Below are 24,567 nucleotides of genomic sequence, written 5' to 3' on the forward strand. Positions count from 1 at the left end.
CCGATCGGTTCGGTGTCACCAGCTGGGGAACACGGCCGCACCCTTGTGCTTCTGTCCCGCGACCACGACGGACTGGCGAGGCCTGGCCGCCTTCGCGACACTGCGGCTCGACCTCAGGTTCGGGATGGAGAACGGTGCCAGGACACGGCTGTCCGCCGGCACGTCACGGATGACGAGCGCCTGGGCACCCACCACGGAGTCGTGGCCGATGGTGACCGGGCCGAGGATCGTCGCGTTGGCCCCGACGACGACCCGGTCGCCGAGCTTCGGGTGCCGCCGCGAGCCCTCGGGCCGCTGGTTGTCGTGCCACCACCCGACCGCGCCGAGCGTCACCTGGTGGAAGATCGTGACGTCGTCGCCGATGACGACGGTCTCGCCGATCACCACGCCCGCGCCGTGGTCGATGAAGAAACCACGGCCGATCGTCGCGCCGGGGTGGATCTCGATCCCCCCGGTCAGCAGCCTCGCGACGACCATGACCAGCCGGGCGCCGCGCCGATGTCCCCGCAGGTGCAACCAGTGCGACACGCGATGTCCCCAGATCGCGATGACCGTCGGGTGCAGCAACGCCTCGCTGCGCGACAGGATCGACGGGTCGCGGTCCATGACCATGTCCAGGTCGGCGGTGATCACGCGGAGCAGCGCCCTCGCGGTCACCGGACCGCTCCCGCGGTGTCCTTGTCCTTGCGGAGCTGCCCCATCCTGTTCTCCGCGTAGGCCACGCCGACGAGCACGACCAGGCCACCGGCCAGGAGGTTCCACGTCACGTGCTCACCGAGGAACACCACGCTGACGAGCACCGCGAACACCGGCACGACGTAGTTCACCGCGGATGCCGTCGTGGCACCGACGTCTCCGATGAGGCGGAAGTAGAGCACGTAGGCCAAACCGGTGCTGAACAACCCGAGCAGCACGATGCTCAGCGTCACCGGCCCGGTGAAGTCGGGCGTCCGCCAGGCCAGGAACGGCGTGACGACCGCCTGCAGCACGGCCGCCGACACGAGCTGCGACGCGGCCAGCGACAACGGGGCCAGGCCGAGCGGCGAGAGGTACTTCCGCACGTACACGAAGCCGATCGCGTAGCTGACGGCCGCGCCGAAGCAGGCCAGCCGCCCGCTGAGCGAGCCCAGCGACTCGTGCCACGGGCCGATCAGCAGCACCACGCCGACGAACCCCAGCGCCAGCCCGACGGCCTTGCGCGAGGTCGCCCGCTCGGTCGGCAACGCGGCCGTGGCGAGCGCCAGCGTCAGCAGCGGGGTGGCGCCGATCAGGACGCCCGCGATGCCGGCGCCGGTGGTCTTCTCGCCGTAGGACAACAACAGGAACGGGATCACGTTGCCGAACAGGCCGGCGGCCGCGATGTGGCCCCAGACCTGGACGGACCTCGGGAGGGCGACCTTGCGGACGGCCGCGATCGAGAGGAGCACGGCCGCGCCCAGGACGAGTCTGGCCAGCACGAGCTGTCCCGGTGTCAAACCTTCCAGGGACACCTTGATGAACGTGAAGCTGCTTCCCCACAGCAGCGCCAGCAGCAGGAAGCGCGCGACGGATGCCTTGTCCATTGCTTCTCGATTCGGATCATCAGTCAGTAGTCGTTTGGATACTTCAGCAGAGGGGGCTCGGGGCGTACTAGAGCGAGCCGCACGCGGGGCAAGGTGCCTTCGAGTGACCGTCACGGCCGGAGCGCCGCCGCCGTGCGGACGAGCGACGCGACCGCCTGCGACCGGGTGCCCGGCTGCCACGCGAGCACCGTGGTGACGTCGGGAGCGTCGACGACGGGCACGGCGACGTGCTCCGGCCACTGCCAGGCGCGGCTGGAGGCGGGGATGACGAGCAACGTCCTGCCGAGTGCCACGAGCTGAGCGAGCTTCGACTGCGTGCGCACCTCCGGACCCGGTCCGTCCGGATAGGACCCGTCCAGCCGCGGCCACCGGGCGATCGGCAGGCCGGGCACGTCGCGGACCTCGGCGAACGTGAGCTGGTCACGTGCCGCGAGGGGGTGGGCTGCGGGAAGGATCGCGACCTGGCCCTCCGTCAGCAGGTCCTCGGTGTCGAACCCGGCGAGGTCGTCGAACGGCCGGTGCATGAGCGCCACGTCGGCACTCCCGTCGCGCAGCAGCCCCGCCTGCTCGCCGACCTCGCACAGCAGCACCTCGACCGGCGTCTCGGCCTCGACCGCGCCGAGCAGCCGTTGCAGCAGTGCGTGGGACGCTCCCGCCTTGGTCACGAGCACCAGTGGCCGGCGGGGGTCTCCCGCGCGGCGCGTGCGGCGCGCGGCGGCCGCGACGGCGGCGAGCGCCGGGCGTGCCTCGTGCAGCAGCACCCGGCCGGCGTCGGTGAGTGCCACGCCCCGGCGGTCGCGGTCGAGGAGCTGGACGCCGAGCCGGTGCTCCAGCTGCCGGATCGCGCGGGACAGCGGCGGCTGGGCGATCCCGAGCCGTTCGGCGGCGCGGCCGAAGTGCAGCTCCTCGGCGACTGCGACGTAGTAGCGGAGTTCGCGGGTTTCGAGGTCATGCACGCACGTCAGGCTACTGATACCCGTGGAGTATCACAGGGTACTGACTCGATCTTGGACAGCCGGCGCCCTCTGCACCGAGCATGGATCACGTGAGCAACGAGAAGACCGCGCTGATCACCGGTGCGAACAAGGGAATCGGTTTCGCCATCGCCCAGGGCCTCGGGGCGATCGGCTTCACGGTGGCGGTGGGGGCACGGGACGACGTCCGGCGGGCGGATGCCGTCGAACGCCTGCGCGCCAACGGCATCGACGCGTTCGGGGTCGCGCTCGACGTCACCTCCGGCGACAGCGTCGCCGCCGCGGCGAAGACCATCGAGCAGACGACGGGCCGGCTCGACGTGCTCGTCAACAACGCGGGCATCGCCGGGCGCACCGGCGGCGGCGTCCAAACTCCGTCCACATTGGACCTTGAGGTCGTCCGCACCGTCATGGACACCAACGTGTTCGGCGTCGTGCGCGTGACGAACGCGATGTTGCCGCTGCTGCGCGAAGCGGAATCACCGCGCATCGTCAACATGTCGAGCAACATGGGTTCGCTCGCGTTGCGGACCGGGCCGCTGCTGGCCGCCTACGCGCCGTCGAAGTCGTTGCTCAACAGCATCACCGCGCAGTACGCCCGCGAACTCGCGGACACGAACGTCATCGTGAACGCCGCCTGCCCGGGCTACGTCGCCACCGACTTCACCGGCTTCGCCTCGCCGCGCACGGCGGAGCAGGGTGCCGCGATCGCCGTCCGGCTCGCCACACTGCCGGACGACGGGCCACGCGGCGGCTTCTTCGACGACGACGGCGTCATTCCCTGGTGATCTCCCGTCACGACGAGCCGGTCACGTCCGGTTCGCGAGCCGCTCCACGTCGGCGACCTTCCCGGCGATGATCAGCACGTCACCGCTCTCGATCACGGTCTCCGCGGTGGCGTAGGTGAAACCCTCGGCCGGACGCTTCACCCCTACCACCGTCACCCCGTACTTGGCCCGCAGCTTGCTCGTGCCGAGCGGCTTGCCGATCGCCTCCTGCGGCGGCCGGGCCTTGATCATCGCGTAGTCGTCCTCGATCTCGATGTAGTCGAGGACGCGGCCGGCCACGACGTGCGCGACGCGTTCGCCCATCTCGTGTTCGGGCAGCACGACGTGGTGGGCGCCGATGCGTTCGAGGATGCGGCCGTGTTCCCGGCTGATGGCCTTGGCGAAGATGTCGGGGACGCCGAGGTCGACCAGCACGGCGGTGGTCAGGATGCTGGCTTCGAGGTTGGTGCCGATGCCGACGACCGCGCGCTGGAACTCGTCGACTCCCAGCTGGCGCATGACCTCGGCGTCGGTGGTGTCGGCGACGACCGCGTGGGTCACGTCGTCGGCGTGGCGCTGGATCAGCTTCGGGTCCGAGTCGATCACCATGACCTCGGTGCCCAGCGCGACCAGTTCGAGCGCGACCGAGGTGCCGAAGCGGCCCAGTCCGAGCACGACGACGCGGAATTCCTGCTTATCCGACAATGGGTCGCTCCTCGGGTAGTTCGTAGCGCCGGCGGCGTTCCCGCAGCGCCAGGGCGGAGACCAGGGTGATCGGCCCGACCCTGCCGATGAACATCAGCACGATGATGACGAGCTGCGCGGCGACGGGCAGCTGGGGGGTGATGCCGGTGGACATGCCGACGCCGCCGAACGCCGACGTGGCCTCGACCAGCACGGCGTCCAGGCGGAACGAGGTGGTGGCGAGCAGGGCGAGCGTCGCGGCCATCACCACGCCCACGCCCAGCAGCGCGACCGTGACCGCCTGGCGCTGCACCTCCGCGCTCAGCCGGCGGCCCATGACGTGCACGCTGGGCTCGGCGCGGACCTCCGCCAGCAGCACGAACGCCAGCAGTGCGAACGTCGTGACCTTGATGCCGCCCGTGGTCCCCGCGCTGCCGCCGCCGACGAACATCAGCACGTCGTACACGAGCAACGTGGCGGGTTGCAGCTGGCTCACCTCGACGGTGTTGAACCCGGCCGTGCCGGGCATGACGCCGTGGAACAGTCCGATCAGCAGCTTGTCGCCGACGCCGTACGGCCCGAGCGTGCCCGCGCGAGTCCATTCGACGCCGAGCACGACCAGGGTGCCGAACGCCATCATGCCCAGGTACACGGGCACGGTGATCTTGGTGTGCAGCGACCACCGCCTGCGGCGCCGGCGCAGGAACTCGAACAGCACGGGAAAGCCGAACCCGCCCGTCACCGCGAGCGCCACGATCGGCAGGCACACCCACGGATCGGTCGCGTACCGCATGAGGTTGTCGGGGTAGAGCGCCAGGCCGACGCTGTTGAACGCCGAGATCGAGTGGAAGACCCCGGAGTACAGGGCCTGCCCGAACGGCTCGCCGTAGCCGAGCCAGAACCGCAGCGCCAGCACGAGCGCGCCGATCGCCTCCACCACCAGGCTGATCGTGACCACGCCCGCCACGACCCTGCGGACCTGGCCGAGGTTCAGCGTGTTGGTCTCGGCCTTCACGGTCAGCTGCATCCGCAGGTTCAGCCGGTGCGAGACCAGCAACGCCAGCACCGACGCGAGCGTCATGATGCCCAAGCCGCCGACCTGCCACAGCACCAGCAGCAGGACCTCACCGAACACCGACCAGTGCGACCCGGTGTCGACCACGGCGAGCCCCGTGCCGCTGATGCCGGACGCCGCGGTGAACAGCGCCGGCATGAAGCCGGTGGCCTGCCCCGACTCCGCCGAGACCGGCAGCATCAGCAGCAGCGTGCCGGCCACGGTGGCCGCCAGGAAGGCGAGTACGACGAGGCGGGCGGGGTGCCGCCACCCGGTGATCACCGCGACAGCCTAGAACGTCCTACCCGGACACGTCGGAACACGCCCCCGGCATGCCGCGCCGGACATGCGGGCGCAGCCCCGGCGCGCGTTCAACCACGTCAGGCGGCACGCGTCCAACCACGCCAGACACAACCCCGGCACGCGTCCAACCACGTCAGGTGCAGCCCCCGGCACGCGTCCAGCCACGCCAGACGCAACCCCGACACGCGTCCAACCACGCCAGGCGCAGCCTCACCGGGATCCGGCGGGGCTGCGCCGTCCCGTCACCTCCCGGCGGCCTGCCGGTCCAGCTGGTCCCGGACGCTGCGCGGGCGCATGTCCGTCCAGTTCTGGTTCACGTAGTCGAGGCAGGCCTGGCGGGTGTCCTCGCCGTGGGCGACGGTCCAGCCGTCGGGCACGGCGGCCAGCGTGGCCGGCCAGAGGGCGTGCTGGCCCTCGTCGTTCACGACCACGAAGAAGCGGCCGTCCTCATCGTCAAAAGGGCTTGTGCGCATGGGAGATTCCTGACTAGTAGATGGTGCGGTCGTCGGCACTGCGGCGGTGGGCACGCGACTTGCGGAGGTCGCGGGCGACGTTCAAGCGGGTCAACCAACGGTCGGTGCCGTCGAAACGGGCCGTGAACGGCTCACGGCCGTGCGTGCCGCGGTAGTTGTCCAGAAAAAGGACCTCTCCGGGCTTCAAGGCGTAGCCCGCGATGTTCGCGTCGATCGCCTTGACGATCGTGTCCAGCGCGGCGGCCGCCTCGGGGTCGGAGGCCGGGACCTCCATGAAGTACGGGTCGAGGCGCAGGTACGGGTTCTCCTGCGGGCCGAACAGCACCGCGATGGGTTCCGGGTTCGCGTCCAGGCCGGAGATCCACTCGTAGCTGCGGTCGCGCAGGCGGCGCAGCTGCTCGTCGCCGTCGTTCTGGCGGTTGGCGGCGAGGTGCGAGCGGTCCGGGCGGATCGGGAAACGCTCCTGGCGCAGCACCTCGACCACGTCGGCGGGCAGGTCGATGCCTTCCAGCGAGCCGTACGTGGTGTTGACGCCGTCGGGGTTGCGCAGGCACATGAGGCCCACGTAGTCCGTGCGCATCGGGTGGAACGCGTCCTCGATGTGCCACGTGAGCAGCTCCTCGCTGCCCGAGCCGAGCTGCTCGAACTGGTGTTCCTTGATGGGGAACACGTCGTGCAGCAGCCGGCCGTCCTGCTGGGTGGACCAGGCGATCGGGTCGCCGAGCAGTGACGCGCAGAGGTAGAAGAACAGGTCCTCCGCCAGGGTCGGCCTGCCCTCGCCGCCGCAGTCCTTCCAGTGCCCCGGGGTGAGGCCGATGCGGTCGTCGTCGATCGGGTAGCCGCCGATGACGCACAGCGGGTGGGGCTCGGTGAGGCGGAACTCCAGCAGGCCTGCACGCAGGGCGCGCGGCAGTTCGTGGGCGATGATCGTGGCCTCGCGCACGAACGCGGGGTCCTCGACCGTGCGGTAGCGCTCGGCCAGCGCGGCCACGAGGGCGCCGGCCTCGGCGATGTCGGATTCGGACAGGTCAATTCTGAACACGGGCCTTCTCCCCTGCGAGTGCGAGCGTTTCGAGGCCTCGGGTGAACGAGGCGGTGGGGCCGCCGTAGCCCAGCCGGACACGGGTCGGGTCCCCGAAGCACGACCCCGGGACGAGGAGCGTGCGGTGCTCCCTGGCCAGGTCGTGGCAGAACCCGGTGGTGTCGGTGTGGCCGAGCAGTTGCGGGAACGTGCTGGCGCTGCCCATCGGTTCCGGCACGTCGATCAGGTCGGGGTGGTCGGCGGCCCACTGGCGCAGCAGCCCCAGGTTGCGGCGCGCCTGCTCCATCCGCGGCCCCACCAGGAGGTCGGCGTGCCGGGCGACGCGGGTGGCGAGCAGCTCGACCAGCGGCGAGAGGTGCAACGTCATGCGGTCGCGCAGGTCGAGGGTGCCGCGCAGGACGTCCTCGGGCCCGATCGCCCAGCCAACGCGCAGACCCGGCAGGCCGTAGCCCTTCGACAGGGTGCCGATGGAGATGGCCTTGTCGTAGTCGTGCACGGGGTCCACGAGCGGCTCGCCCTCGATGACCATCTCGCGGAAAGCCTGGTCCCACACCAGGTACGCGCCCGCCTCCGCGCAGATGGCGACGAACTCGTCGCGCTGCTCCGGGGTGAGCGACGCGCCGGTCGGGTTGTGCGGGAAGTTCACGACGACGGCCTTGGCGCCGTCGATCACCGCACGCAGGTCGTCCAGGTCGGGGCGGAAGCCGTTCTCCGGGCGCAACGGCCACACGCGCAGATCGCAGCCCATGGACCGGGCGATCGACGTGTGCGTGTGATAGGTCGGCTCGGTGACGACGATGGCGTCGGTCGGTTCGAGCAACGTGCTGAGCACGAGGTAGATCGCCTCGCTGCCGCCGTGCGTGACCATGACCTTGTCGGGGTCACCGGTCCCCCACTGCGCGGCGATGGCGGTGCGTACTTCCTCGCTGCCGAACGACGTGCTGTCGCGGAACACGACGGCGTCGAGCTCGTCGCTCCCGATGCCGAGCAACGCGCGCAGCTCCGCGAGTGAGTAGTCCTCGACCCCGCTGCTGCCGATGTCGTCGTCGACCGCGAAGTAGTACAGGCGCATCCAGTCCTCGAGCGGCGCTGGTTCGAACTTCATAAGGGCGACTCCTTTCAGCGGTAGGCCGAGGACTGCAGGTCGTACAGCTCGGCGTAGAGGTCGGGGTGGGCCATGAGGTGCTCGTGACTGCCGATCTCGCGGATGCGGCCGCCGTCGAGGACGACGATCAGGTCGGCCATGCGCACGGTCGAGAAGCGGTGCGACACAAGGAGAGTCACCGTTCCGCGTTGCTTCCCTTCCCGGGCGGCCTGGGCGAAGCGCTCGAACAGCGCGTGCTCGGTCTGCGGATCGAGCGCGGCGGTGGGCTCGTCGAAGACCGCGAGCAACGGGTCGGTGCGCAGCAGTCCGCGGCCGAGTGCCAGCTTCTGCCACTGCCCTCCGGACAGCTCGACGCCGCCCTCCCACGACCGGCCGAGCTGGGTGTCGAGGCCGCGCGGCAGACCGTCCACAACGGACCTCGCCCCGGCCCGGTCGAGAGCCCCGTGCAGCGCGGTGTCGTCGTTGATCCGGCCGATGTCCGCCACGCCCACGGTTTCGCGGGCCGCGAACTGCAGCTCCACGAAGTCCTGGAACGCGCCGGTGAGCCGGGTCCGCCAGTCGGCACTGGGAATGCGGCGCAGGTCGACGCCGTCGACCTGGATCTCGCCGCTGTCCGGTTCGTAGAAGTCGCACAGCAGTTTCACGAGCGTCGACTTGCCCGCACCGTTCTCGCCGACCAGCGCGACCACGGACCCGGCCGGCAGGTGCAGGGACACGCCGTCGAGGACGGTCCGTTCGCTGGCCGGGTAGCGGTAGGTGACGTCGACGAGGTCGATGCCGTGGCTGAGCGAGGCGGGCGGCTGGACCGGCTCGTCGGTGCGCTTGACGGAGGTCTCGGCGAACCGCTCGAGCCAGACGTAGCGCCGGGCCTGCTTGAGGCACCACAGGAAGTCGCCGCTGTAGCCCACGGAAGAGGCGACGACCGCGGCCATCTCGATGGTGAGCGCGACGACCATGACGACGTCGCCGGGGGTGGCCCTGCCCTCGATCGCGAGCCAGACCACCAGTGCGATGGCGCCGAAGAACCCCGCCGCGTTGATCACCGCGTCGATGCTCTTGAGCACGGCACCGCGCCAGGCCGCGCGGTTACGGGTGTCGAGCACCTCGTCGGAGACCGCGTGGTGGCGGCGGACCAGTTCGCGGGTGAGCCCGAAGACGCGCAGCTCCTTGCCCGCACCGGCGGTCGTGCCGATGTCGAACAGGTGGCGGCGCAGCCGCTCGGGTTCGCCGGTGTCCTCCTGGGCGTCGACCGCGAGGTCGTTGGCCCGGCTGGTGATCCACAGCGAGATGAACGCCAGCAGTGCCAGCGAGATGAGCGCGGGGTGGACGTCGGCGAGCAGCAGCGCCGTCGCGCCGAAGCCGACGAACGCGCTGATCAGACCGGCCGTCGCGTTGGTCATCTCGGCGAGGCTCTCGCGCTCCTCGCGCAGAAGCTGGATCTGGTCGAGGTACTTCGGGTTCTCGTGCGGGGCAAGGCTGCCGATCCCGCCGAGCAGGCGCATCAGCGTCCGGTCGGACAACGCCTGGGTGCGTTCCAGCACCGCGAACACGCAGTGGGCGTTGTAGTACTGGGCCACGATGAGCAGCCCGGTGGCGGCGGCGATGCCGAACCCGGCGGTGAGCGCCCGGTCCAGATCACGATCGCTGGCGGCGTCGACGAGAACGCCGGCGCTGTAGGCGATGAGGGGTCCGGTGAGCGCGAGCGCGATCTCGGTAAGGATCTGGAAGACCGCGTGCCAGCGCGCCGCGCGGAACCCGAAGCTGATGGTGGTGAGGAAAGCCCGCCAGGTGTCACGCATCGGTGCCTCCTCCCGTCGGCTGGAAGCGCTCCGCCTGCAGGCGGAACAGGTGGGCGTAGCGGCCGTCGCGATCGATCAGCTCGTCGTGGCCGCCGGCCTCGATGACGCGGCCGTCGGACACGACCACGATCCGGTCCGCGCGCCGCACGGTGGAGAAGCGGTGCGAGATGATGATCGTGGTGAGCCCCTGGGTGAGGTCCAGGAACCGTTCGTACAGCTCGGCTTCCGCCCGCACGTCGAGTGCCGCCGCGGGCTCGTCGAGCACGAGGACCTTGGCGCCGGCCTCGACGGCGAACATCGCGCGGGCGAGTGCGACGCGCTGCCACTGACCGCCGGAGAGGTCTACGCCGTCGGAGTAGGTCTGCGACAGGACCGTGTCCCAGCCGTTCGGCAACGACTCGATCAGGTCGCCGATCCCGGCCCGTTCGGCGGCGCGGCGCAGCATGTCCTCGTCGCCCGCGTGCTCGACGGCACCGAGCCCGATGTTGTCGCGCACCGGCAGGTGGTAGCGGGTGAAGTCCTGGAACAGCACCGCCACCCGCCTGCGCCACTCCTCGGGATCGAGGCCGGCGAGGTCCGCACCGTCGACGCTGATCTTGCCGCCGGTGGGTTCGTAGAAACCGGCGAGCAGCTTCACGAGCGAGGTCTTGCCCGCGCCGTTGTCACCGACGATCGCCAGCGACTGCCCCGCGGGAATGACCAGGTCCAGTCCTCTTAGGACATCGCGTTCGCCGCTGGGATATCGGAACGACACCCCTTCGTAGCGGATCTCCTGCGACGGAACCTCCGCACCGACCGGGAGTCCGGACTGCGGTGGCGCACCGTCGGCGAGCCGCTTCTCCAGCGAGAGGAGCTTCGGCACCGTGACGGCGGCGTTCGACAGGTACAGGTGCTCGTCGCCGACGGCGTACTCGTTGGCGTTGGCCAGTGCCTCCACGAACACGGCGAGGGCGGCGAGCGTCAGGTTGCCCTGCACCGCCGCGTAGGCCAGCAGGCCGTACGAGAGCACGTTGATGACCAGGATCGCGGACGCGGAGCCGAGCACCATGCCGGGCCGGGGGCGGCGCGCCCTGCGGATCGGGCCGATCCCCGCCTGCCACAACGTGTCGAACCGCGTGACGAGCCAGTCGAGGGCGCCCCAGAGGCGCACCTCCTTGGCGGGGCCCGGATCGAGCGCGAGGTCCCTGGCGTACTCGGCCTGGCGGAGCTGGGCGCTCTGCCCGAACCCCTCCTCGCCGACCCGCAGGTAGTCGCGCTGCATCCGGTAGACGATGATCGGCCAGATCACCAGCCACGCCAGGCCGAGCCACCAGTGGAACCAGGTGAGCACGGCCGCCGAGCCGATGGCCCGCAGCCACGACGTGAGCACCTCTGGCAGGGCCTCGACGGTCTGGCCCGGCCGGTGCGCGCTCATGCCGAGGCCCCGCACGATGCGGACCTCGTCGAGCACGTCGGAGTCCTCGAGGTGAGCGATGCCCCTGGGCTTGCCCAGCGCCGTGAGCACGATCTCCTGCAGGTACCGGTCGAGGTCGCGGCCGAGCGTGGACACCGCGGCCCGCAGCAGCGGGGACGTCAGGCGCTCGACGAGGATCGTGATCGCGACCGCGACCAGCAGGGTGCCCACCCGGCCGGCGGCGGCCGAGTCCGCGCCGTCGCGCGCGGCGGCGGGAATGGCACCGATCAGCAGACCGGTGAGGACGGCGATCCCGATGGGCAGGACCGCGCCCACCACCACGCCGCCCGCCAGGAGCACCGTGCGCGGCCGGCTGACCCGTGGCAGGACCCGGAGGACGGCGAGGATGCCCTTGGCGGTGGGCGGGAGGTTGTGGAGCGGGTTCGGCATGACTTCCGTATCCGTCAGATCAGGCGTGCGGTCGCCGAGGCGCGCCGCTCGTGGGACTTGCGCAGGTCGGTGGTGATGCTGACCCGCTTGAGCCAGCGGTCCGTGCCGTCGTAGCGGGCCTGGAACGCCTGCCGGCCGTGCGCGAGGCGGTGGTTGTTGATGATGAGGACGTCACCCGGCACCAGTGCGACGTCCAGGCAGGACGCCTCCAGGAGGTCGCTGACCGCCTGCAGGGCCTCGCGTGCGGCGGGGTCCTTGGGCGTCTCCATGAAGTACGGGTCAATGCGGATGTACGGGTGCTCGCGCGATCCATAAAGGACGGCGACACGGTTGTCGTCGGCCTTCATCTGGTCGATCTCCGAGAACTCGGCGTCGACGCCCTTGGTCTCGTTGTGCTTCGCCAGGTGCGAGTCGTCCGGCCGGATCAGGAAGTTCGGCTCGTGCAGCAGCTCGAGGTGCTTCGGGTCGAGCGACCGCAGGTCGGGCTCGGAGACGATCGTGGCGACCTTGTCGGGGTTGCGCAGGCACTCCAGCAGCAGGTAGTCCGCGCGCCACGGGTGGAACGCGTCCTCGGTGTGCAGCGTGAGCGTGTCGGTGCTGCCGATCCCCATCTGCTCGGTCTCGAAACCCTGGATGGGGAAGATGTCGTGCACGAGCCGGGCGTCCTGCTGGGTCTTCCAGCCGAACGGCTCACCGAGCAGGGAGCCGTGCAGCAGCAGGAGGATCTCCTCGGCGAACTCCGGCGTCGGCGTCGGCCGGCCGCGCCAATGCTGCGGCGTCGGGCCGATGCGCGCGTCGTCGATGTTGTGACCGCGGACCACGGCGTAGCCCAGCTCGTCCTCCAGCGCGAAGTCACGCATGAAGCGGCGCTGGCCCACGGGCAGCTCGGCGGCGAGCAACGGCAGGTCGCGCAGCAGCTGCTCGTCCGCCGGGCCCGAGTACTCCTTGGCGATGCGCAGTGTCAGGTTCTCGGCCTCGGCGGCTTCGTCGGCCGACAGGACGTAGATCCGCTTGGGTGTGGACAAAGGACTGCTCCCCCTAATTCCGGTTCAGGTGTGCGATCAGGGCCTCTGCGGCCTCCCGGAAGCGGGACGCGACCCGTCGCACGGTCTCGGTGCGGTGCAGGTTGGTGCTGTGGTGCCATTCGACGAGGAGCTCTCCCTCGTCGGTGCGCTCGATCTCGAGGTGCAGCGCGTACGGACGCAGCCCGCCGCTGGTGCTCTCGCCGCACAGGTCACCGGGTAGTTCGTCGACGATGAGGCCCCTGACCTCGTCGTCGTTCACGGAGTCCATTCCGCCCGTGAAGTTGATGTTGATCTGACGGTCCGGTGCGGCACGAAGGCGAAGCACCTCCGCGTCGTCGGCCGTCAGGTGGCGCAGCGCGCCGTAGCCGACTCCGTGCCGTGGCACGGCTTTCAGGCTTTCGCTCACCGCGGCGACGACTCCGGTCGCGTCGCCCAGGTCGTCGTGCCGGAGCACCAGCGGGTGCACCGAGGTGAACCAGCCGACCGTGCGGGACAGGTCCGTGCCCGGTGCCAGGCTTTCGCGGCCGTGGTGTTCGAGGTCGACGACGACGGTGTCGGTGCCGGCCCACTCCCCCAGCGTCTGCAGGAGTGCGGCCAGGACCACGTCGAGGACCTTCGCGTTCGGCAGCCCCGCGGCGCCGACGGTGACCTCTTCGACGGCGGCGGAGTCCTCGGTGTTGGCGCCGGTGGCGTCGACCGGCAGCGTGAACGCGGTCTCCGCCTGCTCCAACCAGTACGGCAGCTCGTCGCGGACCTCGGTGCTGTCCGCGAAGGCCGTGACGGACTCGGCCCACCGCCGGAACGACGTCGTCTTCGCCCCGAGGGGTTCGCCCTGGTAGGCCGCGTCGAGGTCCTCCAGCAGGATGTTCCAGGAGACGCCGTCGACCACCAGGTGGTGCACGACGAGGCCAAGCCACGACGGTTCGTCGCCGCGATCGAACAGAACCGCGGCCACCAGCGGACCGTTCGCGAGGTTCAGCGAACGTTGCAGCGCGTCCATGTGCTCCTGGACATCGCCCTGGACGACCGTGAACGCCGCGGCCTCGCCCGGCTCGGCGACGTGCTGATGCCAGCCGTCGGGCCCGTGGTGCAGGCGGGTGCGCAGGGCGTCGTGATGGGTGACCAGGGTGTCGAGCGCGGCGGAAAGCCTGCCGGCGTCGACGTCCGGCGCGAGTTCGAAGAGCCCCGACCAGTTCCAGTGGTTCCGGTCGTCGATGGTGGCCTTGGTGAACCACCGCTGGATGGGCGTCAGCGGCACCGGTCCGGTGACCGGGCCCTCCTCGACCAGCACCGGGGCGGTGGTCACGGCGGCCAGTTCGGCGACCGTCTGGTGGGTGAACAGGTCGGCGACCGCGAGGCCGAGGCCTGCGGCACGCGCCCGTGCCACCACCTGGAGGCAGGCGATCGAATCGCCGCCCAGGTCGAAGAAGTTGTCATGCACGCCGACTCGGTCAGCACCCAGCAGCTTCGTCCAGATGCCCGCCAGCGCCCGTTCCGCGTCGGTGCGCGGGGCGACGTACGCGCCGTCCGACTCCGGCGCCGCCGGTTCCGGCAGGGCTCGGCGGTCGAGCTTGCCGTTGGGCGTCAGGGGAAGGGCGTCGAGTTCGACGAACGCCGAGGGCACCAGGTAGTCGGGCAGCCGCTCGCGCAGGAACGTGCGCAGTTCGTCCGTGCCGGTGCTCGTGACCACGTAGGCCACCAGGCGCTTCCCAGTGCCGGACGACGTGGCCACGACAGCCGCGGCCCGCACGTCCTCGTGCGTGCCCAGCAGTGCCTCGACCTCGCCGGGCTCGACCCGGAAGCCCCGGATCTTGACCTGCTCGTCGGCCCTGCCGAGGAACTCCAGCGTGCCGTCGGACCGCCAGCGAGCGCGGTCACCGGTGCGGTACAGGCGTTCCCCGGATCCGGTGGGGTCGGGGACGAACCGTTCCGCCGTGAGATCGGCGCGGCCGACGTAACCACGGGCCACACCGGGGCCGCCGACGAACAGCTCGCCCGCCACGCCCGCCGGCACGATCTGCAGCCACGGGTCGAGGACGTAGGCCCGCATGCCCGCGAACGGCGTGCCGATGGGCACCTGCGCGCCGATGTCGTCGAGCGTGTGGATCGTGCACGTCATGGTGGTCTCGGTGGGCCCGTAGGCGTTCACGATGCGCAGGTCCGGACGGCGTTCGCGGGCCGTGCGGGCGTGCTGGGCCTGCAGGGCGTCGCCGCCGACCACGAGCAGGCGCAGGCCGTCGAGGACGTCGGGCGAGGTCTCGACCAGCTGGTGGAAGAGGCCGGTGGTGAGCAGGGAGGCGGTGATTCCGTGCTCTCGCAGGAACTTGCCGACGTCCATCCGTTCGGCGAGGTCCGCGGGGCCGACGACGAGGGTGGCGCCGTTGAGCAGTGCCAGCCAGATCTCGAACGCGCCGGTGTCGAAGCCGATGCCGGCGAGGTGCGAGACGACGTCGCCGGGCTCGACGCGCACGGCGGGGTCGGTGCAGACCCTGGCCACGCCCTCGTGGGTCAGCGACACGCCCTTGGGCACGCCCGTCGAACCTGACGTGAACAGCACGTACAGCTCGCTGCCCGGCCCGCCGGCGACGGGCAGTGATCCCCTGGCCTCGGGCAGGTCGAGCACGCTCGCGTCGAGCACGCGCACCCGAGGGATGTCGAGAGGCCACTCCCCTGCCGTGACAACGAGTCCGACTCCGGCCGTGCCGATCATCTGGGCGAGCCGGGCGGTGCCCTGGGCGGGGTCCAGCGGGACGTAGCTGCCGCCCGCGCCGATCACGCCGAGCATGGCGATGATCAGCTCGGCGCCGCGGTCCAGGTGGAGTCCTACCCTGGTGCCCTTGCCGACACCGTTGGCGCGCAACCATTCGGCCACACCCGAGGCCCTGCGGTCGAGCTGCGCGTAGGTGAGCTCGGTGCCGCCGCGCAGTGCGGGACGGTCCGGGTGTGCCACGACCTGACGGCCGAACAGTTCGGCCAGGTGGGCCGCCGGCATCTCGCGGGACTCCGACGAGCTCCACCCGAGCACCTCGGCGCGCTGGGCGGCGTCGAGCAGGGCGATCTCCCGCACGGACGTGCCGGGCAGCGCGGCGACCGTGGTGAGGATGCGTTCAAGCTGGTCCAGCAGTGCCTCCACGGTGGCGTCGTCGAACGCGCCGGTGGAGTACTCGCACAGCAGTGCCAGCTGGCCGTCGACGTCGACGACGAGCTTCAGCGGGTAGCGCCCCTGCTCCAGCAACGCGGGTGAGTCGAACTCGTCCGCGTCGTCACCGTCATCGCCGTCGTCGAACCCGCCGGGCAGGTTCTGGACCGCGACGATGCTCTCGAACAGCCTCGGCACACCGGCCACCCGCTGGATGTCGACCAGCGGCGAGTGCTCGAACCGCTGTGCGGCGACCTGGCCGTCCTGGACGGTCCGCAGCCACTGGTCGAACGGGGTGCGGTCGCCAGGGACCTTGACCCGCACGGGCAGCGTGTTGATGAACAGGCCGACGATGGACTCGACACCGGCCAGCGCGGCAGGGCGTCCCGACACGGTGAGGCCGAAGACGACGTCATCGTCACCGCTGTGCGAGGCCAGCAGCAACGCCCACGCGGCCTGCACGACGGCGCTGATCGTGACGCGCTCACGCCGTGCCAGCCCTTCCAGTGCGAGAGCCACGCTCTCGGGCAGTTCGCGGTGGCGCCTGCCCTGCTCCCAGTGAACACGGGTGGTGCGGTCGACCGGCAGTGTCGTGGGCGAGGTGAAGCCGTCGAGGTACTCGCGCCAGAAGTCGTCGGCGGAGGGCTGTTCCTGAAGCCACGCGATGTAGTCGCGGTAGGGCCGCACCGGCGGCAGGGACTGTCCCCGGTAGGCCGCGAACACCTCGTCCCAGACCAGCGGGATGCTCCAGCCGTCGAGGTACAGGTGGTGGAACGTGAACACGACCCACTGGCGGTCGCCCCGGTCGGCCACGTACACCCGCAGCAACGGCGCCGTGGTGACGTCGAACCCGCGCCGCTGGTCGGCGTCGAGCAGGTCGTCCAGCGCGGCGGCAGGGTCGGCGACGGAGGTCCAGTCGAGCACCTCGAACGGCACGTCGACCCCGCCGATGACCACCTGCAGCGGTTCGTCGACGCCCTCCCACACGAACGCGCTGCGCAACGCGGGATGGCGGCCGACGACGGTGCGCCAGGCTTCCCTCAAGGCGTCCACGTCGAGCGGACCGCGCAGTTCGCGCACGTCCTGCGCCCAGTACACGGCGGTGTCGGCGGGCGCTTCGAGGACGTGGAAGAGCATGCCCTGCTGCATGGGAGACAACGGGTACGCGTCGACCAGGTCCGGCACCCGTGCCCGCAGGGGCTCCAGGTCGGCCAGCGGCTTCGCGGTGACGGACGTAGTGGTGGCGACGCCCGTGTGGGCGGCGATCTGCTGGATGGTCTGGTGCGTGAAGATGTCGGCGATCTTCAGCTCCAGGCCCGCCTCCCGAGCCCTGGCGACGATCTTGAGGCTGACGATCGAGTCGCCACCCAGTTCGAAGTAGTTGTCGTGGACGCCGACGCGTTCGACGCCGAGCACTTCCGACCACACGGCGGCGAGCGCGCGTTCGACGTCGGTGCTGGGCGCCTCGTGGCTCGCGGAGTCCGGCGCCTCGGGCAGCGGCAGAGCGCGCTTGTCGAGCTTTCCGTTGCTGTTCAACGGCAACTCGTCGAGCGGCATGATCGCCGACGGCACCAGGAACTCGGGCAGCCGTTCGCCGAGGAACGCGCGCAGGTCCGCCGGTTCGGCGGTGCCCACGACGTAGGCGACGAGCCGCTTTCCTTGCGGCAGCTCACGAACGACCACGGCGGCGTTGGCGACGTCCGGGTGGCCGGCGAGCACGTGCTCGACCTCGCCCGGTTCCACCCGGAACCCGCGGATCTTGACCTGGTCGTCGGTGCGACCGACGAAGTCGACCGCGCCGTCGGCACCCCACCGCACCAGGTCACCGGTGCGGTACATCCGCGCGCCGGGCACGTGTGGGTCGGGAACGAACCGCTCGGCGGCCAAGTCCGCCCGGCCCGCGTAGCCGCGCGCCAGACCGGTGCCACCGATGTACAGCTCCCCCGGCACGCCGACCGGCGTCGGCTGGAGCCAGCGGTCGAGCACCGAGAAGCGCAAGCCGCGCAGGGCGTCGCCGATGGGCACGGTGGCCGGGCCCAGCCGTCCGGTGTGCATGTCGTGGAACGACGCGTACACAGTGGACTCGGTCGGGCCGTACATGTTGTAGATCGCCACGGCCGGGTTCGCGTCGAGGACCTTGCGCGCCTGGACCGGAGACATGCCCTCGCCACCGGCAAGAACCTTGCGGTGCCCCGAGAACACACCGGGGTCGGTGTCCGCCAGCTGGTGGAACAGACCGGTGGTCATGAACGACAACGTGACGCCGTGCGCCGGGTAGAACGTGGCGACGTCCAGTCGTTCGGCCAGGTTCGCGGGAGCCACGGCGAGCGTCGCACCGCTCAGCAACGCCGTCCAGATCTCCCAGGTGGAGGCGTCGAACGACACCGCGGCCATGTGCGCCACGACATCGCCGGGGCGAGCGGCGACCGCTGGGTCGAGCACAACGCGGACGACACCTTCCTCGGTGACCTCGACACCCTTGGGCACACCGGTCGAGCCCGACGTGAACATCGTGTAGACGAGCCGCTCCGGCAACGACTCCAGCAGGTCGCCAGGTTCGCCGTCGAGATCCGCCAGGTCGAGGCACGGAGCGTCCAGGGCGTAGTCGCCACGGGACACCACAAGTTCGACGCCGGCGGCGGTCTGCACGTCACGCAACCGGCCATGCGGCAACGCGGGATCAAGCGGCACATACGTGCCACCCGCCTGCACCACACCGAGGATCGCGACGACGAGATCCGCGGACCGTTCGAACCACAGTCCGACCCGCGTTTCCGCACCAACACCGGCGGCGCGCAGACCCGACGCGACCCGAGCCACCCGCTCGCCCAGTTCGGCATAGGTCAGCTCACGGTCACCGTCACGAACAGCCACCTCGTCGGCGAAGCGGGCGACAGCAAGACGGAACCGCTCGGCCAGCCCGACGAAGGGCTCGTCCACCACAGGCCCCAGGCCCCACCCGGTGACGGGCGCGGGAGTCACCTCGCGCACGGCGGCGGCAGGCTGCCGGGCGGCCGCGGTGAGCACCTCGGCCAGCTGACCGAGCAGACGCTCCACAGTGGACGGGTCGAAGGCGCCGGTCGAGAAGTTGGCCTCGACCTTCAGGGTCGCCTCGAGGTCGACGGCGAGGATCATCGGGTAGTGCATCTGCTCGACCGAGTCGGTCGAGGCGAACAGCTCCTCGGGGTCCTCCTCGCCCTCTTCCGGCGCTTCGCCCTGCGGGTAGTTGCCGAAGACGAGCATGCTGTCGAACAGGCCACCGGTGGCCACGCGCTGGATGTCGGCGAGCGGCGTGTGTTCGTGCCGCTGCACGGCGACCTGGTTCTCCTGCAGTTCGCCGAGCCAGTCCGCGAATGACCGCTCCCACGCCACCTTCACCCGCACGGGCAGGGTGTTGATGAACAGGCCGACGATCGACTCCACCCCGGCCAGGTCGGCCGGACGCCCGGACACGGTGAGGCCGAACACGACGTCGTCCTCGCCCGAGTAGGCCGACAGCAGCACGGCCCACGCCGCCTGCACGACCGTCGACAGGGTGACGCGCCGGTCGCGGGCCAGGGCGACGAGTGCCGTCGTGACGTCGCGGGGCAGCGCCAGTTCGCGCCGGTCCTGGGACCAGTGCTCACGCACCACCCGGTCGACCGGCAACGGCGTCGCCGAGTCGAACCCGGCGAGGTACTCGCGCCAGAACTCCTCGGCCTCGGCGGAGTCGCGCTGTGCCAGCCACGCGATGAAGTCCCGGTACGGCCGCACCGGCGGCAGCGACTCGCCCTGGTAGGCGGCGGTGACCTCGTCCCACAGCAGCGGGATGCTCCAGCCGTCCGCGTAGAGGTGGTGGAACGCCAGCAGGATCCAGTGGCGGCCGCGACCGCTGGCGACGTGCACGCGCAGCAGTGGCGCGGTGGCGAGGTCGCACCCGCGAGCGCGGTCGTCGGCGAGCAACTGCTCGACAGCGGCGTCGGGATCGGTGACGCCAGACCAGTCGTGCACCTCGAACGGCACCTCGACGTCGCCCACGACGACCTGGAGCGGTTCGCGCACACCCGACCAGACGAAGCCGGTGCGCAGCGCGGGGTGCCGGTCGAGCACGAGCTGCCAGGCCGCGCGCATGGCGTCGACGTCGAGGTCGCCGGTCAGCTCCCGCACGTCCTGCGTCCAGTAGACGCCGCTGTCCGGTGACTCGACGGCGTGGAAGAGCATGCCCTGCTGCAACGGCGACAACGGGTAGGCGTCGGTCAGTCCGGGCGTGCGCGCGACCAGAGCGTCCAAAGAGGACTGGTCGAGGGCCGCAAGCGCAACGTCGGACGGCGTCAGGCCGTGCGCGCCGGACCGGCAGTGGTCGACGATGCCGGCCAGCGCGGCCAGGTAGGCCTCGGCGAGCCGTTCGATCGTCGACCGCTCGTGCAGGTTGGTGCTGTACTGCAGCTCCACGGACAGGGTGCCGTCGGCGGCCTGGACGACCTCGACGCCGAGCACGTGCGAGCGCAGGCCGCCGTCGCCCTCGGCGGGACCGCACAGGTCCTCGGAGAGCTCGCGGGCGAACAGGCCCACGGCGTCGTCCTCGGCCGCGTCGACACCACCGAGGTAGTTGAAGACGACCGGGCGCGCCAGGGCGTCGCGGAGCTGCTCGTCGCGCTCACGCAGGACGGTGTAGCCGACACCGCGGCGCGGCACGGCGCGCAGCTGTTCCTTGACCGCCTTGATGACACCGGCGACGTCCCCGAGATCGGTGTGGTGCAGCCCGACGGGGTGGATCGCGGTGAACCAGCCGACGGTGCGGCTGAGGTCGATGCCGTCGGTGATCGCCTCGCGGCCGTGGCTCTCCAGGTCGATGGCGGCGGCGCCGGTGCCGGTCCACCGTCCAAGGACCTGGAGCAGTGCGGCCAAGAGCAGTTCGTGGCCCTGGGTGCGGTAGGCGCGGTGGGCCTGGGTGAGCAGCCCCTTCGTGATCTCCGCGTCGAGGGTGACGCGAACGGACTCGGTCGAGTCCTCGGTGTTGGGGCCGTCGAGGTCGGTGGGCACCGGCGTCGTCGTCCGGACGACCTCACGCCACCAGGGCAGCTCGTCGCGCGGGTCGAACGCCTCCAGTGCGGCGGCCCAGTCCTGGTACGACGTCGTCTTCGGCGCGAGCACGCCGGCGGAGTACGCGGTGTCGAGGTCTTCCAGCAGGACGTTCCAGGAGACCGCGTCCACGACGTAGTGGTGCACGGTAAGGCCGAACCACGCGGGCTTGTCGCCGCGATCCACGTACACGGCACGCAGCAGCGGCCCGTCGGTGAGGCTCAGCGACGTCTGCGCGGTGGTCATGGCCGCGGTGACGGCCTCGTCCAACGCCGGGCCGTCGAGGTCCGTCCTGAGCACGGTCACGAGGTCGGCGGTCTCGGCAGGCGCGTTCTCCTGGGTGTCGCCGTTCAGGCGCAGCCGCAGGGCGTCGTGGTGGGCGACGACCGTGCCGAGCGCGGCCGCCATCGTGTCCGCGTCGGTTCCCGGTGCCAGCTCGAACATGCCGGACCAGTTGAAGTGGTCGCGTTGCGGCAGGTTCTCGCGCAGGAACCAGCTCTGGATGGGCGTAAAGGCCACCGGTCCGCTGACGGTGCCCTGGTCGACGGAGCTGGGCTCGGACGTGCCGACGCGGGCGGCGAGCTCGTGGACGGTCTGGTGCGTGAAGAGGTCGGCGATCTCCAGCCGCAGCCCGGCGGCACGGGAGCGCGAGACGATCTGGAGGCTGACGATCGAGTCGCCGCCCAGTTCGAAGAAGTTGTCGTGGACGCCGACCCGTTCGACGCCGAGGACCTGCGACCACACCTCGGCGAGCGTGCGTTCGGCATCGGTGCTGGGCGGTTCGTACGCGGTGGTGCTCTCGGGTGCGCCGGGGTCGGGCAGCGCGCGCACGTCGAGCTTTCCGTTGGTGTTCAACGGCAACTCGTCGAGCAGCACGATCGCCGACGGCACCAGGAACTCCGGCAGACGTTCGGCGAGGAAGCGCCGGAGGTCTGCCTGCTCGGCGGTGCTCACGACATAGGCGATCAGGCGCTTGTCGTTGACGATCACGGCGGCGTTGGCGACGTCCGGGTGACCGACGAGCACGTGCTCGACCTCGCCCGGCTCGACCCGGAAGCCGCGGATCTTCACCTGGTTGTCAGTGCGGCCGACGAAATCGACCACGCCGTCGGCACCCCACCGCACCAGGTCACCGGTGCGGTACATCCGCGCACCGGGCACGTACGGGTCGGCGACGAACCGTTCCGCGGCCAGGTCCGCGCGGCCCGCATAGCCACGTGCGAGGCCGGTTCCGCCGATGTACAGCTCTCCCGGTACGCCGACCGGCGTCGGCTGGAGCCAGCGGTCCAGCACGTGGAAACGCAGACCCCGCAACGCGGTGCCGATCGGGACCGACGACGGCCCGAGCCGTCCGGTGTGCATGTCGTGGAACGACGCGTACACAGTGGACTCGGTCGGGCCGTACATGTTGTAGATCGCCACAGCCGGGTTGGCGTCGAGCACCTTGCGCGCCTGGAGTGGCGACATCGCCTCGCCACCGGCGAGAACCTTGCGGTGTCCGGAGAACACGCCGGGGTCGGTGTCGGCGAGCTGGTGGAACAGACCCGTGGTCATGAACGACAACGTGACGCCGTGCTCGGCGAAGAGCTTGGCGACGTCCAGCCGCTCAGCCAGGTTCGCGGAGGCCACGGCGAGCGTCGCGCCACTCAGCAACGCGGTCCAGATCTCCCAGGTGGAGGCGTCGAACGACACGGCGGCCATGTGCGCCACCACGTCACCGGGCTCGGCGGTCACCGCGGGGTCGAGCACGACGCGGACGACACCTTCCTCGGTGACCTCCACACCCTTCGGCACGCCGGTCGAGCCTGACGTGAACATCGTGTAGACCAGACGATCAGGCGTGGCGGCGAGTTCCGGCCATTCGGCCGCCCCGGTCACCAGGCCGGCGAACTCGACGACGCGCGGACCGTCCAGGGCGTAGTCGCCACGGGACACCACCAGCTCGACGCCGGCGGCGGTCTGCACGTCGCGAAGCCGGCCGTGCGGCAGCGCGGGATCAAGCGGCACATACGTTCCGCCGGCCTGCGTCACAGCCAGGATCGCGACGACGAGGTCAGCCGATCGCTCGAACCACAGGCCGACCCGCGTCTCCGTACCGACACCGGCGGCGCGCAGGCCCGACGCGACCCGCGCCACCCGCTCACCCAATTCGGCATAGGTCAGCTCACGTTCGCTGTCACGAACGGCAACCTGGTCGCCGAACTCGGTGACAGCCGACCGGAACCGCTCGGCCAGGCCGGCGTACGGCTCGTCGAACGCGGGGCCCGTGCCCCAGCCGGTCGCCGGCGTCGGCGTCATCTCACGCACGGGCCGGTCAGGACCGGCGACCGCGGCGGCCAGCAGAGCCTGCAGCTGGTCGAGCAGCCGGTCGACGGTGGCCTCGTCGAACGCGCCGGTGGAGAACTCGGCCTCGATCTTGAGCGTGTCCTCCAGGTCGACCGCGAACGCGATCGGGTAGTTGACCTGCTCGATCGAGTCGAGGGCGCCGAAGCGGTCCTCGTCGCCGTCGCTCTCCTCGTCCTCTTCGGACAGCAGCGCCTGCGGGTAGTTGCCGAACACCACGATGCTGTCGAAGACACCGCTGCCGCGCGGCAGTTCCGACCACCGCTTGATGTCCGAGAGCGCGGTGAACTCGTAGCGCTGGACCGCGACCTGGTTCGCCTGCAGCTCCCCCAGCCAGTCGGCGAAGGAACGCTCCCACGACACCCGCACACGGACGGGCAGCGTGTTGATGAAGACGCCCACCATGGACTCGACACCGGGCAGGTCGGCCGGGCGGCCGGACACGGTGAGGCCGTAGACGACCTCGTCGTCACCGGAGTAGGCGGACAGCAGCAGTGCCCACGCCGCCTGGATCACCGTGGACGGCGTGACGCGCCGGCGCCGGGCGAGGTCCATGATCGAGGTGGTCAGGTCCTCCGGCAGCTCGGCGCGGCGGCGTCCCTGGGCCCAGTGGTCGCGGACGGAGCGGTCGACGGGCAACGCCGTCGGGGCGTCGAAGCCGGCCAGGTAGTCGCGCCAGAAGGCTTCCGCCTCCGCGCGGTCGCGCTTGCCCAGCCAGGCGATGAAGTCGCGGTAGGGGCGGACCGGTTCGAGATCGGGGGTCGTGCCGCGGCACAGGGCGTCGTAGGTGGCGCCGACCTCTTCGAGGACGACGGGCACGCTCCAGCCGTCGCACAGCCCGGAGTAGAGGGCCCACACCATCCGGTGGTGGCTGGTGCCGTCGTTGATGACGTGCACGCGCATGAGCGGCGGCTTGGTGAGGTCGAAGCCCTGGGCGCGGTCGTGGGCGAGCAGCTCGTCGAGCGCGGCCTGCTGGTCGGTCACGGCGGTCCAGTCGTGCACCTGGAACGGCACCTGGAGATCACCCATGACGACCTGGAGCGGCTCGGGCACGCCCTCCCACACGAATCCGGTGCGCAGCACGGCGTGGCGGGCGACCACCAGTTCCCACGAGCGCCGCATGGCGTCGAGGTCAAGCACGCCGTCGAACTCGTAGAGCCCCTGCGCCCAGTAGACGCCCTTGTCCGATTGCGCCTCCAGGACGTGGAACAGCATGCCCTGCTGAACTGGCGCCAACGGATACATATCTTCGATCACAGATAAGCCCTCCCCTGACGTCATTTTTACACAATCGTCATTTGCCGGGTCAAGCGATTCGCGAGACCAGTCACAGAACATTTGCTTGAGGGTCATTCGGCGGCCGTTGTCAATTAAAAACGGCACGCCGAATAGA

The 24,567-nt window shown here is 70.5% G+C and carries 13 protein-coding genes; 1 reads left to right on the plus strand and 12 read right to left on the minus strand.

Translation table 11 applies throughout. The features are described from left to right. Positions 1-15 precede the first annotated feature (15 nt). From epsC to BLR21_RS06520, 3 genes are all read right to left on the minus strand, one after another. The gene (gene epsC, locus BLR21_RS06510; protein WP_256334506.1) at positions 16-657 is read right to left on the minus strand and encodes a serine O-acetyltransferase EpsC; all 642 of its coding nucleotides are present in this window, start codon (positions 655-657) and stop codon (positions 16-18) included. Then, positions 654-1,562, minus strand: coding sequence for a DMT family transporter (locus tag BLR21_RS06515; protein ID WP_090004774.1), 909 nt, complete (start codon positions 1,560-1,562; stop codon positions 654-656). Before BLR21_RS06515 ends, epsC begins: the two co-directional genes overlap by 4 nt. 110 nt (positions 1,563-1,672) lie before the next feature. Beyond that, a complete protein-coding gene (locus BLR21_RS06520) occupies positions 1,673-2,518 on the minus strand; it encodes a LysR family transcriptional regulator (RefSeq protein WP_090004775.1) in 846 nt (281 codons plus the stop codon). A gap of 89 nt (positions 2,519-2,607) precedes the next feature. Here BLR21_RS06520 and BLR21_RS06525 point away from each other — a divergent pair, with 89 nt between their 5' ends. Then, the gene (locus BLR21_RS06525; protein WP_420843855.1) at positions 2,608-3,324 is read left to right on the plus strand and encodes an SDR family oxidoreductase; all 717 of its coding nucleotides are present in this window, start codon (positions 2,608-2,610) and stop codon (positions 3,322-3,324) included. Positions 3,325-3,345: 21 nt separating this feature from the next. On the opposite strand, the gene BLR21_RS06530 is transcribed toward BLR21_RS06525, so the two are convergent. The 9 genes from BLR21_RS06530 to BLR21_RS06570 all read right to left on the minus strand — a co-directional run bounded on the left by BLR21_RS06530 (position 3,346) and on the right by BLR21_RS06570 (position 24,431). Beyond that, positions 3,346-4,008, minus strand: a complete 663-nt coding sequence (locus tag BLR21_RS06530; protein ID WP_090004777.1) for a potassium channel family protein — start codon at positions 4,006-4,008, stop codon at positions 3,346-3,348. Next, a complete protein-coding gene (locus BLR21_RS06535; RefSeq protein ID WP_090004778.1) occupies positions 3,998-5,323 on the minus strand; it encodes a TrkH family potassium uptake protein in 1,326 nt (441 codons plus the stop codon). Before BLR21_RS06535 ends, BLR21_RS06530 begins: the two co-directional genes overlap by 11 nt. A gap of 263 nt (positions 5,324-5,586) precedes the next feature. Beyond that, positions 5,587-5,817, minus strand: a complete 231-nt coding sequence (locus tag BLR21_RS06540) for an MbtH family protein (protein ID WP_030475860.1) — start codon at positions 5,815-5,817, stop codon at positions 5,587-5,589. A gap of 13 nt (positions 5,818-5,830) precedes the next feature. Then, positions 5,831-6,859: a guanitoxin biosynthesis L-enduracididine beta-hydroxylase GntD gene (gene gntD / locus BLR21_RS06545; protein ID WP_090004779.1), complete on the minus strand. Its 1,029-nt coding sequence runs from the start codon at positions 6,857-6,859 to the stop codon at positions 5,831-5,833. After that, positions 6,846-7,964: a capreomycidine synthase gene (gene vioD / locus BLR21_RS06550; RefSeq protein ID WP_090004780.1), complete on the minus strand. Its 1,119-nt coding sequence runs from the start codon at positions 7,962-7,964 to the stop codon at positions 6,846-6,848. Before vioD ends, gntD (BLR21_RS06545) begins: the two co-directional genes overlap by 14 nt. 14 nt (positions 7,965-7,978) lie before the next feature. Further along, a complete protein-coding gene (locus BLR21_RS06555) occupies positions 7,979-9,763 on the minus strand; it encodes an ABC transporter ATP-binding protein (RefSeq protein ID WP_090004781.1) in 1,785 nt (594 codons plus the stop codon). After that, positions 9,756-11,606, minus strand: a complete 1,851-nt coding sequence (locus tag BLR21_RS06560) for an ABC transporter ATP-binding protein (protein WP_090004782.1) — start codon at positions 11,604-11,606, stop codon at positions 9,756-9,758. Before BLR21_RS06560 ends, BLR21_RS06555 begins: the two co-directional genes overlap by 8 nt. 14 nt (positions 11,607-11,620) lie before the next feature. Continuing rightward, on the minus strand, positions 11,621-12,631 hold the full coding sequence (gntD, locus tag BLR21_RS06565) for a guanitoxin biosynthesis L-enduracididine beta-hydroxylase GntD (RefSeq protein ID WP_218130775.1): 1,011 nt from the start codon (positions 12,629-12,631) through the stop codon (positions 11,621-11,623). Between the two features lie 13 nt (positions 12,632-12,644). Continuing rightward, positions 12,645-24,431, minus strand: a complete 11,787-nt coding sequence (locus tag BLR21_RS06570; protein WP_176929506.1) for a non-ribosomal peptide synthetase — start codon at positions 24,429-24,431, stop codon at positions 12,645-12,647. Between the last annotated feature and the right edge of the window lie 136 nt (positions 24,432-24,567).

It is taken from the genome of Lentzea albidocapillata subsp. violacea (assembly GCF_900100275.1).
GTDB lineage: Bacteria > Actinomycetota > Actinomycetes > Mycobacteriales > Pseudonocardiaceae > Lentzea > Lentzea violacea.

Excerpts from the sequence above, each read along its gene's own strand:
- BLR21_RS06560 (WP_090004782.1), bottom strand. The coding sequence starts at position 11,606 with ATGCCGAACCCGCTCCACAACCTCCCGCCCACCGCCAAGGGCATCCTC.
- BLR21_RS06540 (WP_030475860.1), bottom strand. The coding sequence starts at position 5,817 with ATGCGCACAAGCCCTTTTGACGATGAGGACGGCCGCTTCTTCGTGGTC.
- vioD (WP_090004780.1), bottom strand. The coding sequence starts at position 7,964 with ATGAAGTTCGAACCAGCGCCGCTCGAGGACTGGATGCGCCTGTACTAC.
- BLR21_RS06555 (WP_090004781.1), bottom strand. The coding sequence starts at position 9,763 with ATGCGTGACACCTGGCGGGCTTTCCTCACCACCATCAGCTTCGGGTTC.
- BLR21_RS06515 (WP_090004774.1), bottom strand. The coding sequence starts at position 1,562 with ATGGACAAGGCATCCGTCGCGCGCTTCCTGCTGCTGGCGCTGCTGTGG.